Here is a 23,047-nt window from a genome sequence, read left to right on the forward strand (position 1 = left end):
TGATTACTCCTGTTTGCAGACGCAAGTGGCGATGCCGGCGCATTCCAGCGCATAGGCGGCGCGCAGCGCCAAATCTTCGCGCCACGGCGGGGCGATCAGTTGCAGGCCGATCGGCAGACCGGATGCGCTTTTCAAAGGAACCGTCACGACCGGCAGGCCAAGGAAGGAAATCGGCTGCGTCAGCATGCCCATACTGGCGCGGATCGGCAGATCGACGCCGTTGATGCGCATCGTTTCCTGGCCGATCGGCGTGGCGCTGCACGGCGTCGCCGGGGCGATCAAAATGTCCCAGTGCTTGAACAGCGGCGCGGCTTGCCGGCGAAACGCGTGACGAAAGCGCTGTGCCTGCAAATACCAGGTGGCGGGGAGCATGGCGCCGGCCAGCAGTCGTTCTCGCGACAGTGGCTCGAAGCGTTCGGGTTGGCTGCGCAACTGCGGCAGATAGCGATGGCCGCCCTCTGAGGCGCTGAGGATAAAGGCCGCCGATCGGGCCAGCTCGGCCTGCGGCAGCTCGACTTCGGCGCTGGCTGCCAGCGCTTGCGCCACCTGGTTGACTGCGGCTTTGGCGTCATCATTGCACCATTGCAGGAAATAGCCGCCTAACACGGCGCAGCGCAGGTTCTGGCTGCCCTGTGCCAGCAACGCTTCGGTGCGGGAAATCGGCCGATCGCTCTGGAACGGATCCTCGGCGTCGATGCCCTGCATCGCGTCATACACCGTCGCGAGATCGTGCACCCGGCGGGCGAACGGGCCAATGTGATCCAGGCTGTCGACAAACGGCTGGCTGCCGCTGCGCGAAAGACGGCCGAAGGTCGGTTTCAGACCATAAATGCCGCACAGCGAGGCGGGCACGCGTATTGAGCCATTGGTGTCGCTGCCGAGCGAAAAGGTCACCAGGCCGGCCGCCACCGCTGCGGCCGAGCCGCCCGAAGAGCCGCCGGCGATGCGCCCGAGGTCATGTGGGTTTCGGGTAGCGCCGTAATGGCTGTTCTCGGTGGTGAAACCGTAGGCGTAGGCGTCCATGTTCAACATGCCGCAAAGCAACGCGCCTTGATCCGCCAGCCGGGAGACGCCCCAGGCGTCGCGGCCGGCCGGTGGCCGATCGCTGAACAGGCGGGCGCCGGCCAGCGTGTTTTCACCGGCGACGTCGAACAGATTTTTTACCGCATAGGGAATGCCGGCCAAAGCGGGCAGCGTTTGCCCAAGCGCGCGCGAACGGTCAAGGCGATCGGCTTCTTTTTGCATGCGTTCCCGGGTGATGTGCGTAAAGGCGTTCAGCGCGGGATTCTGACGGTCGATGTGATCGAGCGTATGCCGGACGATCTCGCGCGCCGAGAGCGCGCCGCGTTCAAGGGCCGTACGGATCTCGGCGAGCGACAGGGCGCTTAAGGGATTCATGGGCGATATACCCCCGCGATTTCCTGGCGCGGATCCAGCGGGAAGGCCATCAGCGGTTCGGCCAGCGCGGCGATGCGTTCGATCTGTTTCAACAGTTCCCGGCGGCGGACATCGTCCAGTTCCACGGCCAGCACGGTTTCCATCTGGTGGATATAGGCCGCCCAATCGGCGGCGTGTTGATTGTTCATAAGCGATCCCGAGAAATAAGAGAGTCAGAAGCCGGCGGCGCTGCCGTTGCTTCGCGGATCGAAAGCGCCTTCGAACATGCCGTTGGTGTGACGTACGACGGCGCCGGCATGGCCGACCGTTTCGCTGAACGCCGGCAGCAGTTCAACGGCGTGGCCGCGCTGTCGCAGATAGTCGAGGGTCGCCGCGTTAAAGCGCCCCTCAAGCTTCAACGAGTCCGAACTTTCGCCCCAGGTTCGCCCCAGCAGCCAGCGCGGCGCGCTGATCGCCTGTTGCAGCGGCAGCCCTTGCACCACGTGCCGCACGAACAACGCCGCTTGAGTCTGCGGCTGGCCGTCACCGCCCATCGAGCCGTAGATCAGCGTGCGTCCGTCATACAGCCGGGCGGCGGCCGAGTTCAGCGTATGGAACGGCTGCTTGCCCGGCGCCAGCGCCAGCAGATGATCGGCGTCCAGGCTGAAAGAGGCGCCGCGGTTTTGCCACAGGACGCCGCTGTTCGGCAGTACCATGCCGCTGCCGAATTCGTGGTAGATGCTCTGAATGAAGGAGACCGCCAGCCCGCTGCTGTCCATCACCCCCATCCAGACCGTATCGCCGGGTCCTTTGCCCTGGCCCCAGTCGGCCGCTTTTTGGCCGTCGATGCGCCCGGCCAGCCTATCCAAATGGTCGGCCGCCAGCAGCGCCTGCGGATCCTGCGTCATGTGGCGCGGATCGGTGATGAAACGGTCGCGCAGATCGAACGCCAGCTTGGTGGCCTCGACCACGGCGTGCACCACGGCGCCTTCGCTCTGTCCGACCAGCGGCAGACGGTCGGTCAGCCCGAGGATGGCAAGCGACACCAGCCCTTGGGTCGGGGGAGCCAGATTGAATATTTCACCTTTTTGGTGTTCCAGGCGCAGCGGAGGACGGCGGCATGGCCGATAACTCGCCAGATCCTGAGCGGTAAGCGGCATGCCCAACATCGCCATGTCCGCCGCCATGCTTTCAGCCAGCGGCCCGCGATAAAAACTGTCGAGCCCGTCCTCACTCAGTGCGATCAGCGTATCGGCCAGCTGCGGTTGGCAGAATCGTTGGCCGGCAAGCGGGAGCTTTCCCTGCGGCAGGTAAATGCGGGCGAAGGGGGCGAACTCCTCCAGCTCGTGGCGTTTGCTGCGCGTCGCCGCCTCTTGGGAGGCGGTGACCGGAATGCCGTCGGCGGCGTAGCGTATGGCGTCGGCGAGCAACCGCGACAGCGGCAGCGGCGTTTCGCCCAGTTCGGCCGAATAGGCCAACGCCTCCTGCCAGCCGCCGACGGTGCCGGCCACGGTCAACGCCGCTTTTGGGCCGCGCTGCGGGATGCGGCTTTCTCCGGCGTACAGCGTCGGCGTCGCCAGCGAGCCGGCGGCGCCGCTGGCGTCGATGGTCAGCGGCTCGCCCTGCGGCGGCACGATCAGCCAGAAACCGTCACCGCCGATGCCGTTCATGTGCGGATAGACCACGGCGATGGTCGCGGCGGCGGCCACCATCGCCTCAATGGCGTTGCCGCCTTCGCGCAGCACCGCCAGCGCGCTTTCGCTGGCGAGATGGTGTGGCGTGACCGCCATGCCCTGTGGCGCGGTATTGCTGTTAATCATGTTTCTGCCCTTGTCTGAGGTGAGCGTTCGGGTAACAGAAGCAAGAGGCGTTCCACTTTTAATCAGGACGATTAATTGCTTGTCAGAGAGGGGCCGGGGCGTGCTATGTTCCGGTGAAACAAAAGTTACAGCGAGAGTGATGATGCAGCCCTTCGATGAACGCCTGCGCAACGAATATCCGCAATTGGCGCCGCAGGAACAGCGCGTCGCCGACTTTATCCTCGATCATTTCGATGACCTGATCAGTTACAACAGCGCCGAGTTGGCGCGCTTGAGCGGGGTTTCTAAAGCCACGGTCAGCAGGCTGTTCAAGCGGTTGGGGTATCGCAGCTACAAGGACATGCGCGCTGAGCTGCGCACCCTGCGCCAGAGCGGCATGCCGGTGACCGACGAGAGGCATGCGGTGCAGGGCAATACGCTGCTGGCGCGGCATTACAAGCAGGAAATGGCTAACCTCTCGCACTGGGTGAGCCATCTCGATGTGGAGCAATTCGGCGCGGTGATCGCCGCGCTGGCGCGGGCGCGGCGGGTCGCGCTGCTGGGGTTTCGCAACAGCTATCCGATAGCCATGCATCTGCGTCAGCAGCTGATGCAGGTGCGGGAGCGGGTGCTGCTGATGCCGCAGCCCGGCCAGACACTGGCGGAGGAGCTGGTCGAGCTCGCGCCGCAGGATATGGCGGTGGTGGTGGCGTTTCGGCGCCGGCCGCGTCAGCTCAAGGCGATACTGACACAGCTGCAAACTCGCCGGGTGCCGACGCTGTTGATCTGCGAACCGCAGGCGCAGTCGCTGATCCCGCTGGCGGACTGGCATTTGGCCGCTTCGCTGGACAGCGTCTCCGCCTTCGACAGCTATTCAGCCGCCATGAGCTTATGTAACCTGCTCAGCAACGCCCTGCTGCATGAGATGTTAGAGCAGGGGCGATCGCGTATTCATCATATTGCCGGTCTGTATCAGGATTTGGACGAACTGGAACCGCGCTAACCGGCGCTTTTTTGGTGCTTATGCGCATTTTTGGTGCAGCTCTGGCCTGCCTGCCTTCCCTTTCTCCGTCGCCGGCCCGCTGAGGCCGGCAGGTTTTTTCTCGTTAATCAGCGCCAGTTAAGGCATGGGTTCGACGTATTTTCGATTGGCACATTAGTTGCAGCGTTTGTGGTGTAAGAATCTTTTGTTTCATCTTTTCACCATCGGGGATACGCTATGAACATCAAAAAAACGCTGTGGACGGTTTTCACTGGGATCGCCTTGCTGGCGCAGGCCGCGCCGACCATGGCGGATCAATTGCAAGAGATCCGGCAGCGCGGCGTCCTGCGCGTGGCGGTGCCGCAGGATTTCCCGCCATTCGGCTCGGTGGGCACCGATCTGCAGCCCCAGGGTTATGACATCGATATGGCGCGTTATCTGGCCGATAAGATGAAACTTAAGTTGCAGTTGGTGCCGGTCACCAGCGCCAACCGGGTGCCTTATCTGCAGACTAATAAAGTGGATCTGGTGATCTCCAGCCTGGGCAAAAATCCGGAGCGTGAAAAGACCATCGCCTTCAGCCGCGCCTATGCGCCGTTCTTCCTGGGGGTCTTTGGTCCTAAAGACGGCGCGTTGGCGGACATGGCGCAGCTCGATGGCAAGACCGTCGGCGTCACGCGCGGTGCGGTGGAGGATATGGTTCTGAGCGACGGCGCGCCTAAAGGGGCGCAGATCAAGCGTTATGAGGATAACAACACGACGTTGTCGGCCTATCTCTCCGGGCAGGTGCAGTACATCGCCACCGGTAACATGGTGGTGAGCGCCCTGGCGCGCCAGAATCCGGGCAAGGCGCCGGCCGCCAAGTTCATGTTGAAAGATTCGCCGTGCTTCGTGGGGTTGCGCCAGGGAGAACCGGCCTTGAAAGCGGCGGTGGATGCGCTGATTGGACAGGCGCTGGCGGACAAGACGCTGAATGGCCTGTCGGAGAAATGGTTGAAGGCGCCGCTGCCCGATGGTTTTGGCGCATAACGGGAGCGGCGGATGACCTATCAGCTGAATTTCTCCGCGCTCTGGCCCTACATGCCTGAGCTGTTGGCGGGGTTACTGACGACGATGGCGCTGACGGCGCTGGCGACGTTGATGGGGGTTGCGCTGGGCATTTGCGGCGCGGCGATCCGCAGCGGCCGGGCCGGCGCGCTGAGCCGCCTCTGGGGCGTTTACGTCGAAGTGGTGCGCAACACGCCGTTCGTCGTGCAGTTGTTCTTCATCGTGTTCGGCCTGCCGAGCCTGGGCTGGAAACTGACGGCCGGGCAGGCGGCGCTGCTGGCGATGGTGATCAACCTTGGCGCCTACAGCACCGAAATTATTCGCGCCGGCATTCAGGTCACGCCGAAGGGGCAGTGGGAAGCGGGACGCGTGTTGGGGCTCAGCCGCAGCCAGACCTTTTTACGCATCGTACTGCCGCCGTCGCTGCAGCGTATTTATCCGGCGTTGGTGAGCCAGTGCATCATCGTGATGCTGGGATCCTCGGTGGTGTCGCAGGTCTCGTTCGAAGAGCTGACCTTCGCCGCCAACCTGATCCAGTCGCGCACCTTCCTCAGCTTTGAAGTCTATCTGGTGACGGCGCTGCTTTATCTGTTGTTGTCGCTGTTGATGCGTCAACTGTTACTGGCCGCCGGGCGGCGTTTTTTAGGGAGCCGGAACTGATGCTGACGTTTACCGATTGGGACATCGTGCGCAATCTGCTGTTGGCGGCTCGCTGGACGCTGCTGCTGTCGTTGACGGCGTTCTTCGGCGGCACGCTGGTGGCGCTGCCGCTGGTGTTGATGCGCCTGAGCAAGCGCCGCTGGGCAATGCGTTTTGTCCGCGTTTACGCTGAACTGTTTCAGGGCACGCCGCTGCTGATGCAGCTGTTTTTGGCGTTTTTCGGTCTGGCGCTGTTCGGCGTCGACGTCAGCCCATGGACCGCGGCCGCACTGGCGCTGACGCTATTCACCAGCGCTTTTCTGGTGGATATCTGGTCCGGCAGCATCGCCGCTTTGCCGAAAGGTCAGTGGGAGGCAGCCCGTTGTCTCGGGCTGAGTTTCACGCAGACGCTGATGCGCGCCATCACGCCGCAGGCGGTGCGTATCGCCATTGCGCCGACCGTCGGTTTCTCGGTTCAGGTGATCAAGGGCACCGCCTTGGCGTCGATCATTGGCTTCGTCGAGCTGACCAAGGCCGGCACCATGCTGAACAATGTGACTTATCAGCCCTTCAAGGTGTTTGGTCTGGTCGCATTGGGCTATTTCCTGATGTGCTATCCCTTGTCGCGTTACAGCCATTATCTGGAGAAGAAATGCCATGCCGATCATCACCATTAATCAGGTTCAAAAATATTACGGTCAGAATCATGTGTTGAAGGGCGTGGATCTGGATATCGACATGGGGCAGGTGGTGTCGATCATCGGCCGCAGCGGGTCTGGTAAAAGCACGCTATTGCGCTGCATCAACGGGCTGGAAGGGTATCAGGAAGGGAGCATCAAACTGGGCGGCATGACCATCACCGATCGCGATTCGCAGGCGCGTGAAATCAGCCGCTCGATTGGCATGGTGTTTCAGAACTTCAACCTGTTCCCGCATATGACGGCGCTGGAAAACGTGATGCTGGCGCCGCGCCGGGTGCTGAAAAAAAGCGCTGCCGAGTGCCGCGAGTTGGCCGAACAGATGCTGAACAAGGTGGGATTGGGTGAGCGCATGCATTACGCGCCGGCCAACCTTTCCGGCGGGCAACAGCAGCGGGTGGCGATCGCCCGGGCGCTGGCGATGAAACCGAAGGTGTTGCTGTGCGATGAGATCACCTCGGCGCTGGATCCCGAGCTGGTGGGTGAAGTCCTGAAGGTGCTGGAACAGTTGGCGCGAGAGGGCATGACGCTGATTCTGGTCACTCATGAAATGAGCTTCGCCCGCGAGGTGGGCGACCGGGTGGTATTTATGCACCAGGGCAAGGTGTGGGAGCAGGGAAATAGCCGCACGCTGTTCGCCAATCCGCAAACGCAGGAATTGAAACAGTTTATCGCTTCTGTGCGCGGGTTGTCAGAAGCCTGATTTCGGCAAATAAAATGACAAGTTATTAAGCTGGTAAGGAAATAACATGCTAACTACTCCGCAGTTCGAACAGATTAACCCGCCGGCGCGCCTGTTGATGGGGCCGGGGCCGATCAACGCCGATCCGCGCGTGCTGCGCGCCATGTCGAGCCAACTGATCGGCCAGTACGATCCGGCAATGACCGGTTACATGAATCAGGTCATGGTGCTGTATCGCGCGCTGTTCCGCACCGAAAACCGCTGGACGATGCTGGTGGACGGCACCTCACGCGCCGGCATCGAGGCGCTGTTGGTTTCCGCCATTCGTCCGGGCGATAAGGTGCTGGTGCCGGTATTCGGCCGCTTCGGACATCTGCTGTGCGAAATTGCCCGCCGTTGTCGCGCCGAGGTACACACGATCGACGCGCCGTGGGGCGAGGTGTTCAGCGCCGATCGCATCGAAGACGCGATTAAGCGGGTGCGCCCGCGCCTGCTGCTGACGGTGCAGGGCGACACGTCCACCACCATGCTGCAGCCGCTGCATGAGCTGGGCGATATCTGCCGCCGCCACGGCGTGCTGTTCTATACCGATGCGACGGCGTCCTTTGGCGGCAACCCGCTGGAGACCGACGCCTGGGGGCTGGATGCGGTCTCCGCCGGGCTGCAGAAGTGCCTGGGCGGCCCTTCCGGCAGTTCGCCGGTCACCCTCAGCCCGCAGTTTGAAGAGATCGTGCGCCGTCGCAAATGCGTGGAGGAGGGGATCCGCACCGCCGAACATGCCGACGGCGACGACGAGATGATCTACTCCAACTATTTCGACCTCGGCATGATCATGGATTATTGGGGGCCGGAACGCCTGAATCACCATACCGAAGCCACCAGCATGTTGTTCGCGGCACGAGAATGCGCGCGGGTGATCCTCGAGGAAGGGCTGGATCAGGCCATTGCCCGCCACCGGCTGCACGGCGCGGCGATGCTGGCGGGCATCCAAGGCATGGGGCTGGCGGTGTTCGGCGATCTCGAGCACCGCATGAATAACGTGCTCGGCGTGATGATCCCGCCGCAGGTGCACGGCGAGCAGGTGCGGCAGATGATGCTGAACGATTTCGCTATCGAAATCGGCACCTCGTTCGGCCCGCTGCAGGGCAAGATCTGGCGCATCGGCACCATGGGCTACAACGCGCGCAAAGATTGCGTGCTGCAAACGCTGGCGGCGCTGGAGGCGGTGTTGAACCGGTTGGGCTTCGCCACGCAACAGGGGGAGGCCCTCCAGGCGGCCTGGAACCTGTACGATGCAGGACGGCCAGAATGACGCCGCAGGAGGCGCAGCAGGCCGCCGCGCGGGTGATGGCGCGCTGTGACGAGCTGGCGGCGATCAGCGCGGAGCCCGGTAAACTGACGCGTCTTTATCTGTCTGCGGAACATCGGCGCGCCAACGTTCTGGTGGGCGAATGGATGCGCGAGAGCGGCATGCGGGTGTGGCAAGACAGCGTCGGCAATATCTGTGGCCGTTATGAAGGGCTAACGCCCGGCGCCCCCGCGCTGCTGCTCGGTTCGCATCTGGACACGGTGCGCAACGCCGGGCGCTATGACGGCATGCTCGGCGTGCTCACGGCGCTGGAAACGGTGGCGCAATACCACCGCCAGGGGCGCCGTTTGCCGCTGGCGCTGGAGGTGATCGGCTTTGCCGACGAAGAAGGCGCTCGCTTCGGCGTGACGTTGCTGGGCAGCCGCGGCTTGACCGGCCAATGGCCGCAGGAATGGCTGGCGCAGACTGATGCGGACGGGGTGAGCATCGCGCAGGCCATGCGCGACTTTGGGCTGGAGCCGACGGCGATCGCGCAGGCGCGCCGCGCGCCGCAGGAAATCCGCGCTTATCTGGAATTGCATATCGAACAGGGCCCATGTCTGGAGGCGGCCGACCTGGCGCTGGGGGTGGTGACGGCGATCAACGGCGCGCGTCGGCTTAACTGCGTCTTTAGCGGGGAGGCGGGCCATGCCGGTACGGTGCCGATGGGGCAGCGCAAAGACGCGCTGGCGGCCGCGGCGGAATGGATAACGGCGGTTGAAACGTTGACCCTCGCCGCCGATCCGCATCTGGTGGCCACCGTCGGCTGCATCGAGAGCCTGCCGGGCGCGGCCAACGTGATCCCGGGCGAAGTGCGATTGACGCTCGACGTGCGCGGCCCGCAGGATGCGCCGCTGGCGGCGCTGTTGGCGACGTTGCTGGCGCAGGCGCAGACGATCTGCGCACGCCGCGGAGCGCGCTTCGCCAGCGAGGAGTTTTACCGCATTGACGCCACCGCCTGCGATGGCGATCTGCAGCGCCGCTGGCAGGCGGCCGTCGAGCAGGTACAGGGGCAGAGTCTGGCGCTGCCGAGCGGCGCCGGTCATGACGCCATCGCCGCGGCGGCGCAATGGCCGGTCGGCATGCTGTTCGTGCGTTGCGCCGGCGGCGTCAGCCATCATCCGGCTGAAGCGGTGCGGCAGGCGGACGTAGCGCTGGCGATCCAGGCCTATTGCCTGACGATCGCCGGCTGGGATCGCGTTTAATCAGTCAAGACGCAGAAAGCTGTCGGCATCGCGCCAGGCCGGGAAGGCGCTGCGGTAACTCTGCAGGGTTTCCAGCGACAGCTCGGCGTCCAGCCGCGCGGCTGCGCCGGGCTCGGCATCCGCCAGGATCTCGCCCTGCGGGCTGATGATCAGGCTGTCTCCGCTGTAGTTCAGGCCGTTCGGATCGTCGCCCACCCGGTTGCAGCCCGCCACATACACCTGATTTTCAATCGCCCGCGCCGCCAGCAGCGTTTGCCAATGGCGGCTGCGCGGCGCCGGCCAGTTGGCGACGTACAGCGCCAGATCGTAATCCTGCTGATAGCGCGCCCAGACCGGGAAACGCAGGTCGTAGCAGATCTGCGGCAGGATGCGCCAGCCGCGCCACTCGACGATTTCGCGCCGGTTGCCGGCCTGATAGTGCAGGTGTTCGCCGGCCATGCGGAACAGATGGCGTTTATCATAGGCATGCACCTGGCCGCCCGGCTCCACCAGCAGAAAGCGATTGACCGCGCCTTCGGCGGTTTTCAGCGCCACGCTGCCGCCGATCAACGCGTGGCTTTTCACCGCCCAACCGTGCAGCCAGTCGATCACCTGCTGTTCGGGCAGGGCGCTCTCGCCGGCATCCATGGCAAAACCGGTGGTGAACATTTCCGGCAAGACGATGAGATCGCGCCCGACGATCGGCGCCAGCAACGCGTCGAAGGCGGCCAGGTTAGCGAGGCCGTCGCGCCAGACCAGAGGTTGCTGCAACAGGGTAATTTTTAAAGTCGACATAACCGCTCCGCAGCTGCATCCAGCGTGGCGTCCTGTTTAGCGAAGCACAGCCGGATCAATTTATGGGGGAAAGGATCGGCACAGAAGACCGACAGCGGAATGGCCGCCACGCCCACGTGCTCGGTTAACCAATGGCAGAACGCCACATCGTCCAGATCGGAGATGGCGCTGTAGTCCGCCAGCAAGAAGTATGTACCGGCGCAGGGTAAAATTTCCAGTCGGCTGCTCGCCAGCGCTTGCACGAAGCGGTCGCGCTTGGCGCGGTAGAATGCCGGCAACTGTCGCCAGTGCTCCGGCTCGGCGCGCAGGCTATCCGCCAGCGCCAGCTGCGCCGGGGTGTTGACCGAGAAGGTCAGGTATTGATGCACCTTGCGCACCTCGGCGCTCAGCGCGGCGGGCGCCACGCAGTAACCCACTTTCCAGCCGGTCATGTGGAAGGTTTTACCGAAGGAGGACACCGCGATCGCCCGTTGGCGCAATTGTGGGTGGGCCAATACGCTGGCGTGCCCGCCTTTGGCGAAGCAGATGTGTTCGTAGACTTCGTCGCTGAGCACGTAGATCTCGCGTTCGGCGATGGCGTGCCACAGCTGCTGCATGTCTTCCGCCTGCCAGGCGGTGGCGGACGGGTTGTGCGGCGTATTGACGATCACCAGACGGGTGCGCGGCGACAGCGCGGCGGCGAACCGTTGCCAATTCACGGCAAATGCGGGCGGCTGCAGGGCGAGGCGTTTGAGTACGCCGCCGGCCAGCGTCACCGCCGGCGCGTAGCTGTCGTAGCTCGGATCGAAACAGACCACCTCATCGCCGGAGCGCACCAGCGCGGTGATGGCGGCGAACAGCGCTTCGGTAGCGCCGGCGGTGACGGTCACTTCGCTGCCGGCATCCGGCTGCCAGCCATACAGCTCGGCGGTTTTGTCGGCGATGGCTTCGCGCAGCGCCGCCACGCCGGTCATTGGCGCATATTGGTTGGCGCCCTGGGCGACGTGCCAGGCCAGGCGTGCTTTCAGGTAGTCCGGCCCGTCAAAATCAGGGAAGCCCTGCGACAGGTTGATCGCCTGATGCTGCTGCGCCAGCGCGCTCATTTGGGTGAAGATGGTGGTGCCCAGGGCAGGCAGTTTACTGTCGGGAATCAATGCGGAAGTGCTCATAGCAGGTGAATACTCCAGGCGCTTATATTGCCGTCAATATAACACGATGCTAGTATTTGGCAATCAAGACGCTTAGATGGCTAAATGCGAAAAAGTGCTTAGCCTGTCGCGCAGCCGGCTAAGCCTCACCTGCTGACCGCTATACCGAACGGGAAACGATAACAATGACGGAGAATCCGCAACTTAACGCATTACTGGCGGCCTGCCACTGGATTGGCGACAAAGGCTGGTGTCCGGCGACCGGCGGCAACATGTCGCTGCGCCTCGACGAACGCCAGTGCCTGGTCACCGAGTCCGGCAAAGACAAAGGCAGCCTGAGCGCCGCCGATTTTCTGCGGGTGGATATCGCTGACAATCACGTGCCGAGCGGCCGTACGCCGTCGGCGGAAACCGGGCTGCATACGCTGCTCTATCGTTTGTACCCGCATCTTGGCGCGGTGTTGCATACCCATTCCGTCAACGCCACCGTGTTGTCGCGGGTGGAACGCGGCGATGCGTTGGTGCTGCAGGGGTACGAAATGCAAAAGTCGCTCGCCGGTCAGCGCAGCCACCTGGACTGCGTGGCGATCCCTATTTTCGATAACGATCAGGACATTCCCCGGCTGGCGTCGCGCGTCGCGGCCTATGCCGAGGTCACGCCGCTGCAGTACGGTTTTCTGGTGCGCGGCCATGGTCTCTATTGCTGGGGAGGTCAGGTGGCGGAAGCCCGCCGCCATCTCGAAGGGCTGGAATTCCTGTTCCAGTGTGAACTGCAACGTCGCTTGCTGGAGGCGAAATGATCCGCGCTATCGTGACCGATATTGAAGGCACCACCAGCGATATTCGCTTCGTGCATCAGGTGCTGTTTCCCTATGCCCGCGAGCGGCTGGCGGATTTTGTACGCCGTCACGCCACGGAGAGCGAAGTCGCCGCGCCGTTGGCGGCGCTGCGCGCTGAAATTGACCAGCCGCAGGCGGATCTCGATGCGCTGATCGCCGCGCTGTATCGCTTTATGGATGAAGATCGCAAATCCACCGCGCTCAAGGCGCTGCAGGGCATCATCTGGCGCAGCGGCTATCGCGAGGGCGACTTCCGCGGACATCTTTATCCGGAGGTCGCCGGGCAGTTGGCTGCCTGGCAGCGCCAGGGGCTGAAGCTTTACGTTTATTCCTCCGGTTCGGTGGAGGCGCAGAAGCTGCTGTTCGGCCACAGCGACGCCGGCGATCTGCAGCCGCTGTTCAGCGGCTATTTCGACACCCGCGTCGGCGCCAAGCGTGAAACCGCGTCGTACCGCAACATCGCGCAGGCTATCGGCATCGCGCCCGACGAACTGCTGTTCCTGTCCGATATTCACCAGGAGCTGGACGCCGCGCAGGCCGCCGGCTGGCATACCTGCCAGCTGATCCGCGATGAGGCGGACGCACAGAGCCGGCATCCGCAGGTCAGCCGTTTTGATCACATCGATTTAGGGGAGTTTGTCTCATGAGTGGATTGACCATTTTCAGTGATACAGCACCGCAGCAGCCGCTGTGGCAGAGCCGCGACGCGCAGGAAATCCAGCGCCAGCTGGCGCAGATCGGCGTGCGCTTTGAGCGTTGGCAGGCGGATCGCGAGTTGGGCGACAACCCGCAGCCGGAGGCGGTGATCGCCGCCTATCAGCATGAGATCGACCGGCTGGTGGCGGAAAAGGGCTACCAGAGTTGGGACGTGATCAGCATGCGGCCGGACCACGAGCAGCGTCAGGCGCTGCGCGAAAAATTCCTGTCCGAACACACGCACGGCGAGGATGAAGTGCGCTTTTTCGTTGAAGGGGCGGGGCTGTTTTGCCTGCATCTGGACGGCAAGATCTTCCAGATCCTGTGCGAAAAGAACGATCTGATCTCGGTGCCGGCCAACACCCGTCACTGGTTCGATATGGGCTCGGCGCCGCACTTTACCGCGATCCGGGTATTTGACAACCCGGAAGGCTGGGTGGCGCATTTCACCGGCGACACGATCGCCGATGCCTATCCGCGCCTGGACTGATCGTCAACCGGCGGGCGTTAACCCAGCGCCCGCTGGAAAATCCCCGCTTCAACCTGTTGCGGCGTGATCACGCCGCTGTCGAACACCCACCCGCTGATAAGCTTGGCCGGCGTGACGTCGAACGCCGGATTGCAGACCGGCGCATCGGCTGGCGCCCACTGGCAGGCGCCGAAGCTGCCTGAAACGCCGGTGACTTCGGCCGCCGCGCGTTGCTCGATCGGGATGGCGGCGCCGTCCGGACAGTGCGGATCGTGGGTGGTATGCGGGGCAGCCACGTAGAATGGAATGCCATGGTAGTGCGCCAGCACCGCCAGGCTGTAGGTGCCAATCTTGTTGGCGACGTCGCCGTTGGCGGCGATGCGATCCGCGCCGACCCACACCGCATCGACCTGGCCCTGCGCCATCAGGCTGGCGGCCATCGAATCGCAGATCAGGCGATAGGGAATGCCCAGCTCGCCCAGTTCCCAGGCGGTCAGACGGCCGCCCTGCAGCAACGGCCGGGTTTCATCAACCCATACCTGTTGCACTTTGCCCTGCTGGTGGGCGCGCAGCAGCACGCCGATGGCGGTGCCGACGCCGGCGGTGGCCAACCCGCCGGTATTGCAGTGGGTCAGCAGGCGGCTGCCGGGCTTGACCAGCCCAGCGCCGTGATCGGCGATGCGATCGCACAGCCGGCGATCTTCCTCCACCAGCCGCAGCGCTTCGTTCACCATCGCCGGCGCCCAGTCAGGCTCCGCCAGCGCCAGCTTCATGCGATCCAGATTGTTCATCAGGTTAACCGCCGTCGGGCGGGCGGCGCGCAGCGTATGCAGCGCCTGTTCCAGCTCGGCGCGCGGCACACCGCGTTCCGCCAGCAGCGCCAACAGCAGGCTGGCGGACAGCCCGATCAGCGGCGCGCCGCGCACCCGCAGGCTGTGAATGTGCCCGACCAACTCCTCCACGCTGTCGCAGGCGCGCCACCGCTTTTCCTGCGGCAGGGCTTGCTGATCGAGGATCCAAAGGCGGTTGTCCCGCAGGGTCAAACTGGTGGTGTTAAGCGCTTGCATCGGCGGTTAATTCCTTGTTGCGAGGTTATTGCATCTGAAACGCTATTCTGCCAACATGACTTCCAGATGTATAGACGTCCAAATGCTTTTACGTCTAAATAAACAGAATCGCTGGGGGCAGCGAGAGAGAACAGAGGGGTTGGGGAATGTCGCTTTATCGTACGTTTACGGCTGCCGATGCCGTTGAATACGCCCGCCAATACGGGCAGGTGGCCGATCCGCAGGCGCTGGTCAGCGCCGACGAGATCGGCGACGGCAACCTGAACCTGGTGTTCAAGATCCGCGATCGCGAAGGCGTGAGCCGGGTGATCGTCAAACAGGCCTTGCCGTACGTGCGCTGCGTGGGCGAATCCTGGCCGCTGACGCTGGATCGGGCGCGCATCGAAGCGGAAACGCTGTTGATCCACGGCGGTTTCTGCCCGCGACATACGGTAAAAGTCCTGCACCACGATCCCGAGTTGGCGGTGATGGTGCAAGAAGATCTCTCCGATCATCGCATCTGGCGCAGCGAACTGGTGCAGGGGAACTATCATCCGCTGGCGGCCGGTCAGCTGGCGGAATACCTGGCGCAGACGCTGTTCCACACCTCCGATTTTTATCAGTCGGCGCAGCAGAAAAAAGCGGAAGTCAGCCGCTTCACCAACCCCGAGCTGTGCCAGATCACCGAAGATCTGTTCTTTACCGATCCCTATATCGACCATGAGCGCAATCAGTTCGAGGCGGCGCTGTTGCCGCAGGTGCAGGCGTTGCGCGAGGATGCACCGTTGAAGCTGGCGGTCGCCGGCCTGAAACACCGCTTTCTCAGCAAGGCGGAGGCGTTGTTGCACGGGGATATCCACAGCGGTTCAATTTTCGTGGCGGAAGGGCGATTGAAAGCGATCGACGCTGAATTCGGTTTCTACGGCCCGATCGGTTTCGATGTCGGCACTGCGTTAGGCAATCTGCTGCTCAACTATTGCGGCCAGCCTGGGCTGTTCGGGCCGCGCGACGCCGCCGCCGGGCGCGAGCAGCGTCTGCAGGATGTGCGCGAGCTGTGGCTGATCTTTGCCGATCGTTTCCTGGCGCTGTGCCATCAGCAAAGCCGCGATGCGGCGCTGGCGACGCCGGGTTACGCCGAGCAGTTCCTGCAGCAGGTCTGGACTGATGCGGTAGGGTACTGCGGCACCGAGCTGATTCGGCGCACTATCGGCCTGGCGCACGTCGCCGATCTGGACAGCATCGCCGACGCCGACATGCGCCTCGACTGTCAGCGTCATGCGCTGGGTTTGGGGCGCACGCTGATCGTCAATGCGCCGCAAATCGAGCATATCGACGCGCTGTTGGCGCGCATTCGTCAGCAAGGCTGAAGAGCCCGACAGTAATGAGGCAAACCCGGCTGCGGCCGGGTTTTTTTTTAATAACTTATTGGCATCAGTAACAGAATAGATAAATTGTTTTTAACTAAAAAGGTATTTTCACTCGCGTCTTATTTGTAAATTTAATTATATTTTCTGACCGTTGGTTACATGTCTTTAATATTAATGCCATCCATAAGGACAGTGCTTATTTATCTGGCTTTCATGACGGTAATTAAAATAAAAAAACGCCATCCGTTCTTTTTTTGATCGTTTTATTGTGGGAGTGGGAAGATGAAAAAAGACTTTTTATCGATAAAAACTATCACGTCGCCGTTACTTTTTTAGTAAATGGGATAGCTCATGCTCGGGTTTGAATAAAGCAGCGGGTTGATTATCTCAATATTACCCCCTAGATTATTCGAGTGTCGGACAATCGTAAATAAATAACGCAAGGTTATTAACTATAAGTAACCTTTGGCCTCACTTTGTCTGATTATTTCTATCGAGATCGGAGTGCTCCATGCAATTAACGCCAAGAGAAATCGAAAAGCTGATGGTCTATACCCTGGCTGACGTCGCATTAAAACGAAAATCCAGAGGGATAAAGCTTAATTATCCCGAGGCGGTGGCCATTATTACCACCGCGGCGCTGGAGGGCGCCCGCGAGGGAAAAACGCTGGAAGAAGTCATGAACGACACGCGGCAGGTTTTGAGCCGCGATGACGTCATGGACGGCGTGGCGGACTTGATCCCGCACGTGCAGGTCGAAGCGATATTCAGCGACGGCAGCCGCCTGGTGACGGTGCACGATCCGATTCAGTAAGTGCGGTTTGCGTCCCTGATTGCCACGGATAAACCTTATCAGCCAGGTATTTCGATGAAAAAACATGACCCAGAAAAGCACGTGCCGCCCGGCGGCTATATCCTGTCCGAAAGCCCCATTACCTTCAATGAAGATCGCGAAAGCCTTATTTTAACGGTGCGTAACACCGGCGACAGGCCTATTCAGGTCGGCTCACACTTTCATTTCTTCGAAGCCAACAAAGCGCTGCAGTTCGATCGCGCCGCCGCCTTTGGCAAACGGTTAAATATCACCGCCACGACGGCGATCCGTTTTGAACCCGGCGATGAAATCGAGGTGGCGCTTATTGCCATCGGCGGCAAGCAAACGGTTTATGGTTTTAATAATCTGGTGGACGGTTGGGCGGGCGACAGCCCGGTAGCCGCCGGTGAAAGAGTAAAGAAAACTATAGATGTAAAGCGAGCTATTGAACTGGGTTATAAAAACCGCGATCAGGCGCCCATCAAGACGGACGAGGAATAAAGCATGCCAACGATCTCCAGGCAGGAATATGCCGGGCTGTTCGGCCCGACCACCGGCGATAAAATTCGCTTGGGCGATACGCAACTGTTTATTGAAATAGAAAAAGATCTGCGCGGTTACGGTGAGGAATCGGTCTACGGTGGCGGTAAGTCGCTGCGCGACGGCATGGGCGCCGATAACCGATTAACCAGCGACAATGTGTTGGATCTGGTCATTACCAATGTGACCATTCTGGACGCCCGGCAAGGGGTGATCAAGGCGGACGTCGGCATTAAAAACGGCCTGATCGCCGGCATTGGCAAAAGCGGCAACCCGGCGATGATGAACGGCGTCACGCCCGGCATGGTGGTGGGCGTCAGCACCGACGCCATCTCGGGCGAACACCTGATCCTGACCGCCGCCGGCATCGATACGCACATTCATTTCATTTCGCCGCAGCAGGCCGCACATGCGCTCTCCAACGGCGTGACGACCTTCTTCGGCGGCGGCGTCGGGCCGACCGACGGTTCCAACGGCACCACGGTGACCGCCGGGCCCTGGCATATCCACCGCATGCTACGCGCCTTCGAGAACATGCCGGTCAACGTGGGAATGCTCGGCAAGGGGCACGCTTCGCACGCTGCGCCGCTGGTCGAACAGATCGCCGCCGGCGTGGCCGGGCTGAAGGTGCATGAGGACTGGGGCGCCACCAACTCCGCGCTGCGCCACGCGCTGAGGGTGGCCGACGACATGGATATTCAGGTGGCGGTGCATACCGACAGCCTGAACGAGGGCGGCTACGTCGAGGACACCATCGACGCCTTCGAAGGGCGCACTATCCACACCTTCCACACCGAAGGCGCCGGCGGCGGGCACTCGCCGGATATCATCAAGGTCGCCGCGCAGATGAACGTCTTGCCGAGCTCCACCAACCCCACGCTGCCGTTCGGCATCAACAGTCAGGCCGAACTGTTCGACATGATCATGGTGTGCCACAACCTCAACCCCAATGTGCCGGCCGACGTGGCGTTTTCCGAAAGCCGGGTGCGGCCGGAAACCATCGCCGCGGAAAACGTGCTGCACGACATGGGCGTGCTGTCGATGTTTTCCAGCGACTCCCAGGCGATGGGGCGGGTTGGCGAAAACTGGCTGCGGGTGATGCAGACGGCACACGCGATGAAAGCCGCGCGCGGCAAGCTGCCGGAAGATGCGGCGGAACACGATAACTTCCGCGTGCTGCGCTACGTGGCGAAGATCACCATCAACCCGGCGATCGCGCAGGGCATCAGCCACGTGCTGGGTTCGGTCGAGGTCGGCAAGATGGCCGATCTGGTGCTGTGGGAGCCGCGCTTCTTCGGTGCCAAGCCGAAGCTGGTGATCAAGGGCGGGATGATTAACTGGGCGGTGATGGGCGATCCCAACGCGTCGTTGCCGACGCCGCAGCCCACGTTCTACCGACCGATGTTCGGCGCCATGGGCAAATCGCTGCAGGAAACCTGCGTCACCTTCGTCTCCGGCGCGGCATTGCACGACGGCATCAAAGAGAAACTGGGGCTGGAGCGGCAGGTGATGGCAGTGCATAACTGCCGCGCGATCTCCAAGCAGGACATGGTGCGCAATGCGGAAACGCCGCACATCGAGGTGGATCCCGAAACCTTCGCCGTCAAGGTCAACGGCGAACACGCCACGGTGAAACCGATCGCCACCGCCGTGCTTAATCAACGCTACTTCTTCAGCTAGGAACCGCCGCTCATGATCGTGATTGAAAAGATACTCGGCAATATCAAACGGGATGCCGACTGGCGTGAGCGCTTGCAACACGCCTCGCTGGACGTGCTGGCGCTTTCGCAGTGGGAGGCGCAGAAAAGCCGCTGCCGCAAAACCACCCGCGATGGTCAGGATCTCGGCATTTCCCTCGATCGTCACCAGGTGCTGGCCGACGGCGATGTGCTGCTTTGGGACGAAGCGAACCGCAGCGCGGTGGTGGTGCAGATGAACCTGCGCGATGTGATGGTAATCCATCTTGAGTCGCTGCTGGCGACCGATATGGCTACGGTGCTGAAGACCGCGTTCGAATTGGGGCATGCGCTGGGCAATCAGCACTGGAAGTCAGTCATCAAGGGCGATCGCATCTTTATTCCGCTGACGGTGGCGACCAAGGTGATGGATTCGGTGATGAAAACCCACGGCTTTCATGCGCTGCCTTATTCGTTCGTGAAGGGTGAAAGCATTTTGCCGCATCTGACCCAGCCCGAAGCGCGCCTGCTGTTCGGCGGCGCGGAGGATTCCGCCACCCATGTGCATGTTGACAGCCCATTCCTCGGTCAGCATGTGATCAAATTGAAATGAACGCTGTTCAGCTGATTCGCATCCTGCAGTTTGCCGACTCGGTGCTGCCGGTGGGGGCGTTTGCCTTTTCCAATGGCGTCGAGTCGGCGATCCAGGCCGGCATCGTGCGCGATGTCGACACGCTGAAATCGTTCACCCGCACCGCTTTGCAACAGGCGGCGGGCGGCGACGGCCGGGCGGTCGCGGCGGCCTGCCGGGCGCTGCAGGGGGGCGATCGCGAGGCGGTTATCGGGCACGACTGGGCGCTGTTCAACCGCAAGCTGAATGAAGAAGGCCGCAGCATGGTGGTGAGGATGGGAAAGAAGCTGGCGGAAATGACGGCGGCCATCTGTGATGAGCCCCAGGTGGTCTGGTGGCTTGAGCAGATCAAAACCGGCCGCGCCGCCGGCACCTATCCGGTGACGCAGGCGGTAGTGATGACGGCGCTGGGCGCGGGGCCGCGCGAGGTGGCGGTGATGCACCAGTACGGCGTGGCGATGACCATTCTCAGCGCCGCCATGCGCCTGATGCGCGTCACCCATATCGACACCCAACGCATCCTGTTTCAACTCAACCGGGACATCGACGTTTTTTGTGACGAAGCCGAACGCGGCGGCGTTGAACAAATGGCCTCTTACGCGCCGGTGACCGACGTCCTGGCCGCGCTGCACGTCGGCGCATTTACCCGACTGTTCAGCAACTAATGACAAAGGAACGAGCAGAGTGAAGAAAATTACCCGCATTGGCATCGGCGGCCCGGTAGGCTCGGGCAAGACCGCGATTATCGAAGTCATTACGCCGCGTCTGATCGAACGGGGCATCAGCCCGTTAATCATCACCAACGACATCGTCACTACCGAAGACGCCAAACAGGTCAAGCGCACGCTCAAGGGGATCCTCGACGAGGAGAAAATTCTGGGCGTGGAAACCGGCGCCTGCCCGCATACCGCGGTGCGCGAGGATCCGAGCATGAATATCGCCGCGGTGGAGGAGATGGAGGCCCGTTTCCCGGACAGCGACGTGGTGATGATCGAGAGCGGCGGCGATAACCTGACGTTGACCTTCAGCCCGGCGCTGGCGGACTTTTACATCTACGTTATCGACGTCGCCGAAGGTGAAAAGATCCCGCGCAAAAACGGCCCGGGCCTGGTGCAGGCCGACATCCTGGTGATCAACAAAATCGATTTGGCGCCGTACGTCGGCGCCAGCCTGGCGGTGATGGAGCACGATACGCGCGTGGTGCGCGGCGAGCGGCCTTATATCCTCACCAACTGCAAAACCGGCGAAGGCATCGACGAACTGGTGGATATGATCATGCGTGATTTCCTGTTCACCCACGCGCCGTCGGCGGCGGTATGACGGCCGTCAGCGAAGCGGCGAGGCGCGTGGCGCAACTCGGCGCCGACGCGCCGGAGTTGGCCGCCTACCAGGACGAACCGCCGCAGATGGCCAGCGGCGGCGTGGGCAAAACCGGCTATCTGCGGCTGGGGTTCGCGCTGAACGGGCATCGCAGCGTGCTGCGGCAAATGGAGCGGCGCGTGCCATTTCTGGTGCAGCGGGCGCTGTATTGGGACGAGGCGCTGCCGCAGATGCCGTGCGTATTCGTCATCTCCACCTCGGGCTGCATCTTGCAGGGCGATCGCCTGACGCTCGAGGTGCAGGTCGCCCCCCGGGCCTGCGGGCATGTCACCACTCAATCGGCGACCAAGATCCACGCCATGGAAAATAACTACGCGGCGCAGATGCAGACGCTGACGCTCGAAGAGGGCAGCTATCTGGAGATGATGCCCGATCCGGTGATCCCTCACTGCGGCTCGCGCTTCATTACCGATACCCGCATTACGCTGCACCCCACGGCGACGCTGCTCTATGGCGAGATCCTGATGTCGGGACGCAAACACCATCAGGCGGATCGCGGTTTCAGATTCGACGTTTACTCTTCGCGCATCAGCGCCTGTCGCCCCGAGGGCAACACGCTGTTTGTCGAGCGCTATGTGCTGGAACCGCATAAACATCCGCTGAACGGGGTCGGCGTGATGGGGCCGTTCGATGTGTTCGGCAATGTGATCCTGCTGACGCCGCCCGAGCATCATCAGCGGATCCTCGATCGCATCGCGCCCCGCTATGACGAGGCTGAGGGGATCGCCAGCGGCGTCAGCCGGTTGCCCAATGAGTGCGGGCTGATCTTTAAGGCTTTGGGCAAAGAGGCGCGCCAGGTGAAGGCGGCGATTCGCGCTTTCTGGCGCGTCGCCCGGGAGGAAATCCTGGGCGTGACGCTGCCCGAGCCTTTTATCTGGCGCTAGTCTGCAGCGGGAAGCGGTCATGACGACAAAGTGGAGTTGGGCGGCGTTGTGCGCCCGCAGCCGAATAGCGGCGGTGACGGATGCGGTGCTGCGCGGCTGTTCGCAGGTGATGTTTCAAAATAACCCGTTGACCGGATTATTGTTTTTCATCGCCATTTTCGTGGGCGCCTGGGAAGAGGGGCTGCCGCAGGTGGCCTTCGGCTGCCTGCTGGGCACGGCGGCGGCGACGCTCAGCGCGGCGTGGTTGGTGGACGATCGCGCAGCGTTGCGCACAGGTCTCTATGGCTACAACGGCTGCCTGGTCGGCGCCGCGCTGCCGACCTTTTTGCTGCCCTCAGTCTGGCTGTGGATCGGCGTGATCTTCAGCAGTGCGATCTCGGTGATCGTCACCGTCGGCCTCAATCGGCTGCTGCGTACCTGGAAGATCGCGGCGCTGACCGCGCCTTTCGTGCTGACCACCTGGACGGTGCTGCTGGCCAGCTACCCGTTCAGCCATCTGCGGCATGTGCGGTTGCCGCCGGCGGCCATCCCGGCCGACGGCGCGGTGTTCAACCCGCATCCCGACCTGGCGGAGGTGTTGAGCGGTGCGTTGCACGGCGTCTCCCAGGTCTTTTTGTGCAGCAGCGTGAGCGGCGGCGTGCTGCTGTTGCTCGGGCTGGCGGTTTCGTCGCCGCGCGCGATGGCGCTGGGTTTTTTCGGCGCCTTGCTGGCGGTGATCACCGCGCTGGCGATCGGCGCCGATCCGCAGGCGGTCTTCGCCGGGCTGTATGCTTTCAGCGCGGTGCTGACGGCGGTGGCGCTGGGTTCCGTCTTCAACCCGCCCGGCCGGCGGGTGCTTATCTATACGCTGCTCGGCGTGATTTTCACGGTGCTGGTGCAGGGGGCTTTCAATACTTTGCTGGCTCCGCTGGGGATGCCGTCGCTGACCATGCCGTTCGTGATCGCGTCCTGGGTGTTTTTGAGCGCCAATCCGGCGGTGATCGCGGCGCGGCGCTAATCCATTGATTTCAACATAATGAGAATACGG

General features: G+C 62.3%; 25 protein-coding genes. 19 read left to right on the top strand and 6 right to left on the bottom strand.

What is annotated here, in order from left to right; translation table 11 throughout:
- Positions 1-3: 3 nt before the first annotated feature.
- From ACP3TA_RS09955 to ACP3TA_RS09965, 3 genes are read right to left on the bottom strand one after another with little or no spacing between them, the layout of a single operon-like run.
- Entirely contained in the window at positions 4-1,398 is a 1,395-nt protein-coding gene (locus ACP3TA_RS09955; RefSeq protein ID WP_033650999.1) for an AtzE family amidohydrolase, read from the bottom strand.
- Entirely contained in the window at positions 1,395-1,586 is a 192-nt protein-coding gene (hpxX, locus tag ACP3TA_RS09960; protein ID WP_033651000.1) for an oxalurate catabolism protein HpxX, read from the bottom strand. The genes ACP3TA_RS09955 and hpxX overlap by 4 nt, the downstream gene beginning before the upstream one ends.
- Before the next feature lie 24 nt (positions 1,587-1,610).
- Complete coding sequence (locus ACP3TA_RS09965; protein WP_426784589.1) at positions 1,611-3,197, bottom strand: gamma-glutamyltransferase family protein; 1,587 nt, start codon at positions 3,195-3,197, stop codon at positions 1,611-1,613.
- A 142-nt stretch (positions 3,198-3,339) separates the two neighbouring features.
- Here ACP3TA_RS09965 and ACP3TA_RS09970 point away from each other — a divergent pair, with 142 nt between their 5' ends.
- The 7 genes from ACP3TA_RS09970 (at position 3,340) to hpxK (ending at position 9,777) form a co-directional block, all read left to right on the top strand.
- A complete protein-coding gene (locus ACP3TA_RS09970) occupies positions 3,340-4,179 on the top strand; it encodes a MurR/RpiR family transcriptional regulator (RefSeq protein WP_033651179.1) in 840 nt (279 codons plus the stop codon).
- Positions 4,180-4,395: 216 nt separating this feature from the next.
- The gene (locus ACP3TA_RS09975; RefSeq protein WP_033641952.1) at positions 4,396-5,187 is read left to right on the top strand and encodes a transporter substrate-binding domain-containing protein; all 792 of its coding nucleotides are present in this window, start codon (positions 4,396-4,398) and stop codon (positions 5,185-5,187) included.
- A gap of 12 nt (positions 5,188-5,199) precedes the next feature.
- Positions 5,200-5,865 (top strand): amino acid ABC transporter permease, encoded by a 666-nt coding sequence (locus tag ACP3TA_RS09980; RefSeq protein ID WP_033634112.1) that lies wholly within the window; start codon positions 5,200-5,202, stop codon positions 5,863-5,865.
- Positions 5,865-6,521, top strand: a complete 657-nt coding sequence (locus ACP3TA_RS09985; protein ID WP_060659924.1) for an amino acid ABC transporter permease — start codon at positions 5,865-5,867, stop codon at positions 6,519-6,521. The genes ACP3TA_RS09980 and ACP3TA_RS09985 overlap by 1 nt, the downstream gene beginning before the upstream one ends.
- Positions 6,502-7,245 (top strand): amino acid ABC transporter ATP-binding protein, encoded by a 744-nt coding sequence (locus ACP3TA_RS09990; protein WP_033641954.1) that lies wholly within the window; start codon positions 6,502-6,504, stop codon positions 7,243-7,245. The genes ACP3TA_RS09985 and ACP3TA_RS09990 overlap by 20 nt, the downstream gene beginning before the upstream one ends.
- Before the next feature lie 46 nt (positions 7,246-7,291).
- Positions 7,292-8,536: a pyridoxal-phosphate-dependent aminotransferase family protein gene (locus tag ACP3TA_RS09995; RefSeq protein WP_241440377.1), complete on the top strand. Its 1,245-nt coding sequence runs from the start codon at positions 7,292-7,294 to the stop codon at positions 8,534-8,536.
- Positions 8,533-9,777: an allantoate amidohydrolase gene (hpxK, locus tag ACP3TA_RS10000; RefSeq protein WP_426784590.1), complete on the top strand. Its 1,245-nt coding sequence runs from the start codon at positions 8,533-8,535 to the stop codon at positions 9,775-9,777. Before ACP3TA_RS09995 ends, hpxK begins: the two co-directional genes overlap by 4 nt.
- Here the strand turns inward: hpxK and ACP3TA_RS10005 are convergent, their stop codons facing one another.
- Positions 9,778-10,551, bottom strand: coding sequence for an amidohydrolase (locus ACP3TA_RS10005; RefSeq protein WP_033641957.1), 774 nt, complete (start codon positions 10,549-10,551; stop codon positions 9,778-9,780).
- Positions 10,539-11,699 carry a pyridoxal phosphate-dependent aminotransferase gene (locus tag ACP3TA_RS10010; protein ID WP_426784591.1) on the bottom strand — a complete coding sequence of 387 codons (1,161 nt, stop codon included), beginning with the start codon at positions 11,697-11,699 and terminating at the stop codon, positions 10,539-10,541. Before ACP3TA_RS10010 ends, ACP3TA_RS10005 begins: the two co-directional genes overlap by 13 nt.
- Positions 11,700-11,863: 164 nt before the next feature.
- Here ACP3TA_RS10010 and ACP3TA_RS10015 point away from each other — a divergent pair, with 164 nt between their 5' ends.
- Genes ACP3TA_RS10015 through ACP3TA_RS10025 form a run of 3 tightly spaced genes read left to right on the top strand, consistent with a single transcriptional unit; the run spans position 11,864 to position 13,703 of the window.
- Positions 11,864-12,478, top strand: a complete 615-nt coding sequence (locus tag ACP3TA_RS10015) for a methylthioribulose 1-phosphate dehydratase (RefSeq protein ID WP_089194307.1) — start codon at positions 11,864-11,866, stop codon at positions 12,476-12,478.
- Positions 12,475-13,164 (top strand): acireductone synthase, encoded by a 690-nt coding sequence (gene mtnC / locus ACP3TA_RS10020; RefSeq protein WP_046688277.1) that lies wholly within the window; start codon positions 12,475-12,477, stop codon positions 13,162-13,164. The genes ACP3TA_RS10015 and mtnC overlap by 4 nt, the downstream gene beginning before the upstream one ends.
- Complete coding sequence (locus ACP3TA_RS10025) at positions 13,161-13,703, top strand: 1,2-dihydroxy-3-keto-5-methylthiopentene dioxygenase (protein ID WP_033641961.1); 543 nt, start codon at positions 13,161-13,163, stop codon at positions 13,701-13,703. Before mtnC ends, ACP3TA_RS10025 begins: the two co-directional genes overlap by 4 nt.
- 17 nt (positions 13,704-13,720) lie before the next feature.
- Here the strand turns inward: ACP3TA_RS10025 and mtnA are convergent, their stop codons facing one another.
- Positions 13,721-14,749 (bottom strand): S-methyl-5-thioribose-1-phosphate isomerase, encoded by a 1,029-nt coding sequence (mtnA, locus tag ACP3TA_RS10030; RefSeq protein ID WP_069099966.1) that lies wholly within the window; start codon positions 14,747-14,749, stop codon positions 13,721-13,723.
- A 146-nt stretch (positions 14,750-14,895) separates the two neighbouring features.
- Here mtnA and mtnK point away from each other — a divergent pair, with 146 nt between their 5' ends.
- The 9 genes from mtnK to yut all read left to right on the top strand — a co-directional run bounded on the left by mtnK (position 14,896) and on the right by yut (position 23,017).
- Positions 14,896-16,095: an S-methyl-5-thioribose kinase gene (gene mtnK, locus ACP3TA_RS10035; protein ID WP_046897644.1), complete on the top strand. Its 1,200-nt coding sequence runs from the start codon at positions 14,896-14,898 to the stop codon at positions 16,093-16,095.
- Between the two features lie 511 nt (positions 16,096-16,606).
- Positions 16,607-16,909 carry an urease subunit gamma gene (locus ACP3TA_RS10040; RefSeq protein ID WP_025160087.1) on the top strand — a complete coding sequence of 101 codons (303 nt, stop codon included), beginning with the start codon at positions 16,607-16,609 and terminating at the stop codon, positions 16,907-16,909.
- 54 nt (positions 16,910-16,963) lie between these two features.
- The gene (locus ACP3TA_RS10045; protein WP_154582437.1) at positions 16,964-17,410 is read left to right on the top strand and encodes an urease subunit beta; all 447 of its coding nucleotides are present in this window, start codon (positions 16,964-16,966) and stop codon (positions 17,408-17,410) included.
- A gap of 3 nt (positions 17,411-17,413) precedes the next feature.
- Entirely contained in the window at positions 17,414-19,129 is a 1,716-nt protein-coding gene (locus ACP3TA_RS10050) for an urease subunit alpha (protein ID WP_042783732.1), read from the top strand.
- A 12-nt stretch (positions 19,130-19,141) separates the two neighbouring features.
- The gene (gene ureE / locus ACP3TA_RS10055; protein WP_033651011.1) at positions 19,142-19,738 is read left to right on the top strand and encodes an urease accessory protein UreE; all 597 of its coding nucleotides are present in this window, start codon (positions 19,142-19,144) and stop codon (positions 19,736-19,738) included.
- Positions 19,735-20,421 (top strand): urease accessory protein UreF, encoded by a 687-nt coding sequence (locus tag ACP3TA_RS10060; protein WP_042783734.1) that lies wholly within the window; start codon positions 19,735-19,737, stop codon positions 20,419-20,421. Before ureE ends, ACP3TA_RS10060 begins: the two co-directional genes overlap by 4 nt.
- A 19-nt stretch (positions 20,422-20,440) precedes the next feature.
- A complete protein-coding gene (ureG, locus tag ACP3TA_RS10065; protein ID WP_033641969.1) occupies positions 20,441-21,076 on the top strand; it encodes an urease accessory protein UreG in 636 nt (211 codons plus the stop codon).
- Entirely contained in the window at positions 21,073-22,020 is a 948-nt protein-coding gene (locus tag ACP3TA_RS10070; protein WP_033651014.1) for an urease accessory protein UreD, read from the top strand. Before ureG ends, ACP3TA_RS10070 begins: the two co-directional genes overlap by 4 nt.
- Before the next feature lie 19 nt (positions 22,021-22,039).
- Complete coding sequence (gene yut, locus ACP3TA_RS10075) at positions 22,040-23,017, top strand: urea transporter (RefSeq protein WP_060659918.1); 978 nt, start codon at positions 22,040-22,042, stop codon at positions 23,015-23,017.
- The last annotated feature ends 30 nt before the right edge of the window (positions 23,018-23,047 follow it).

Origin of the sequence: Serratia sp. 2C06, from assembly GCF_050037615.1 — a bacterium.
Classification (GTDB): Bacteria; Pseudomonadota; Gammaproteobacteria; order Enterobacterales; family Enterobacteriaceae; genus Serratia; species Serratia ureilytica.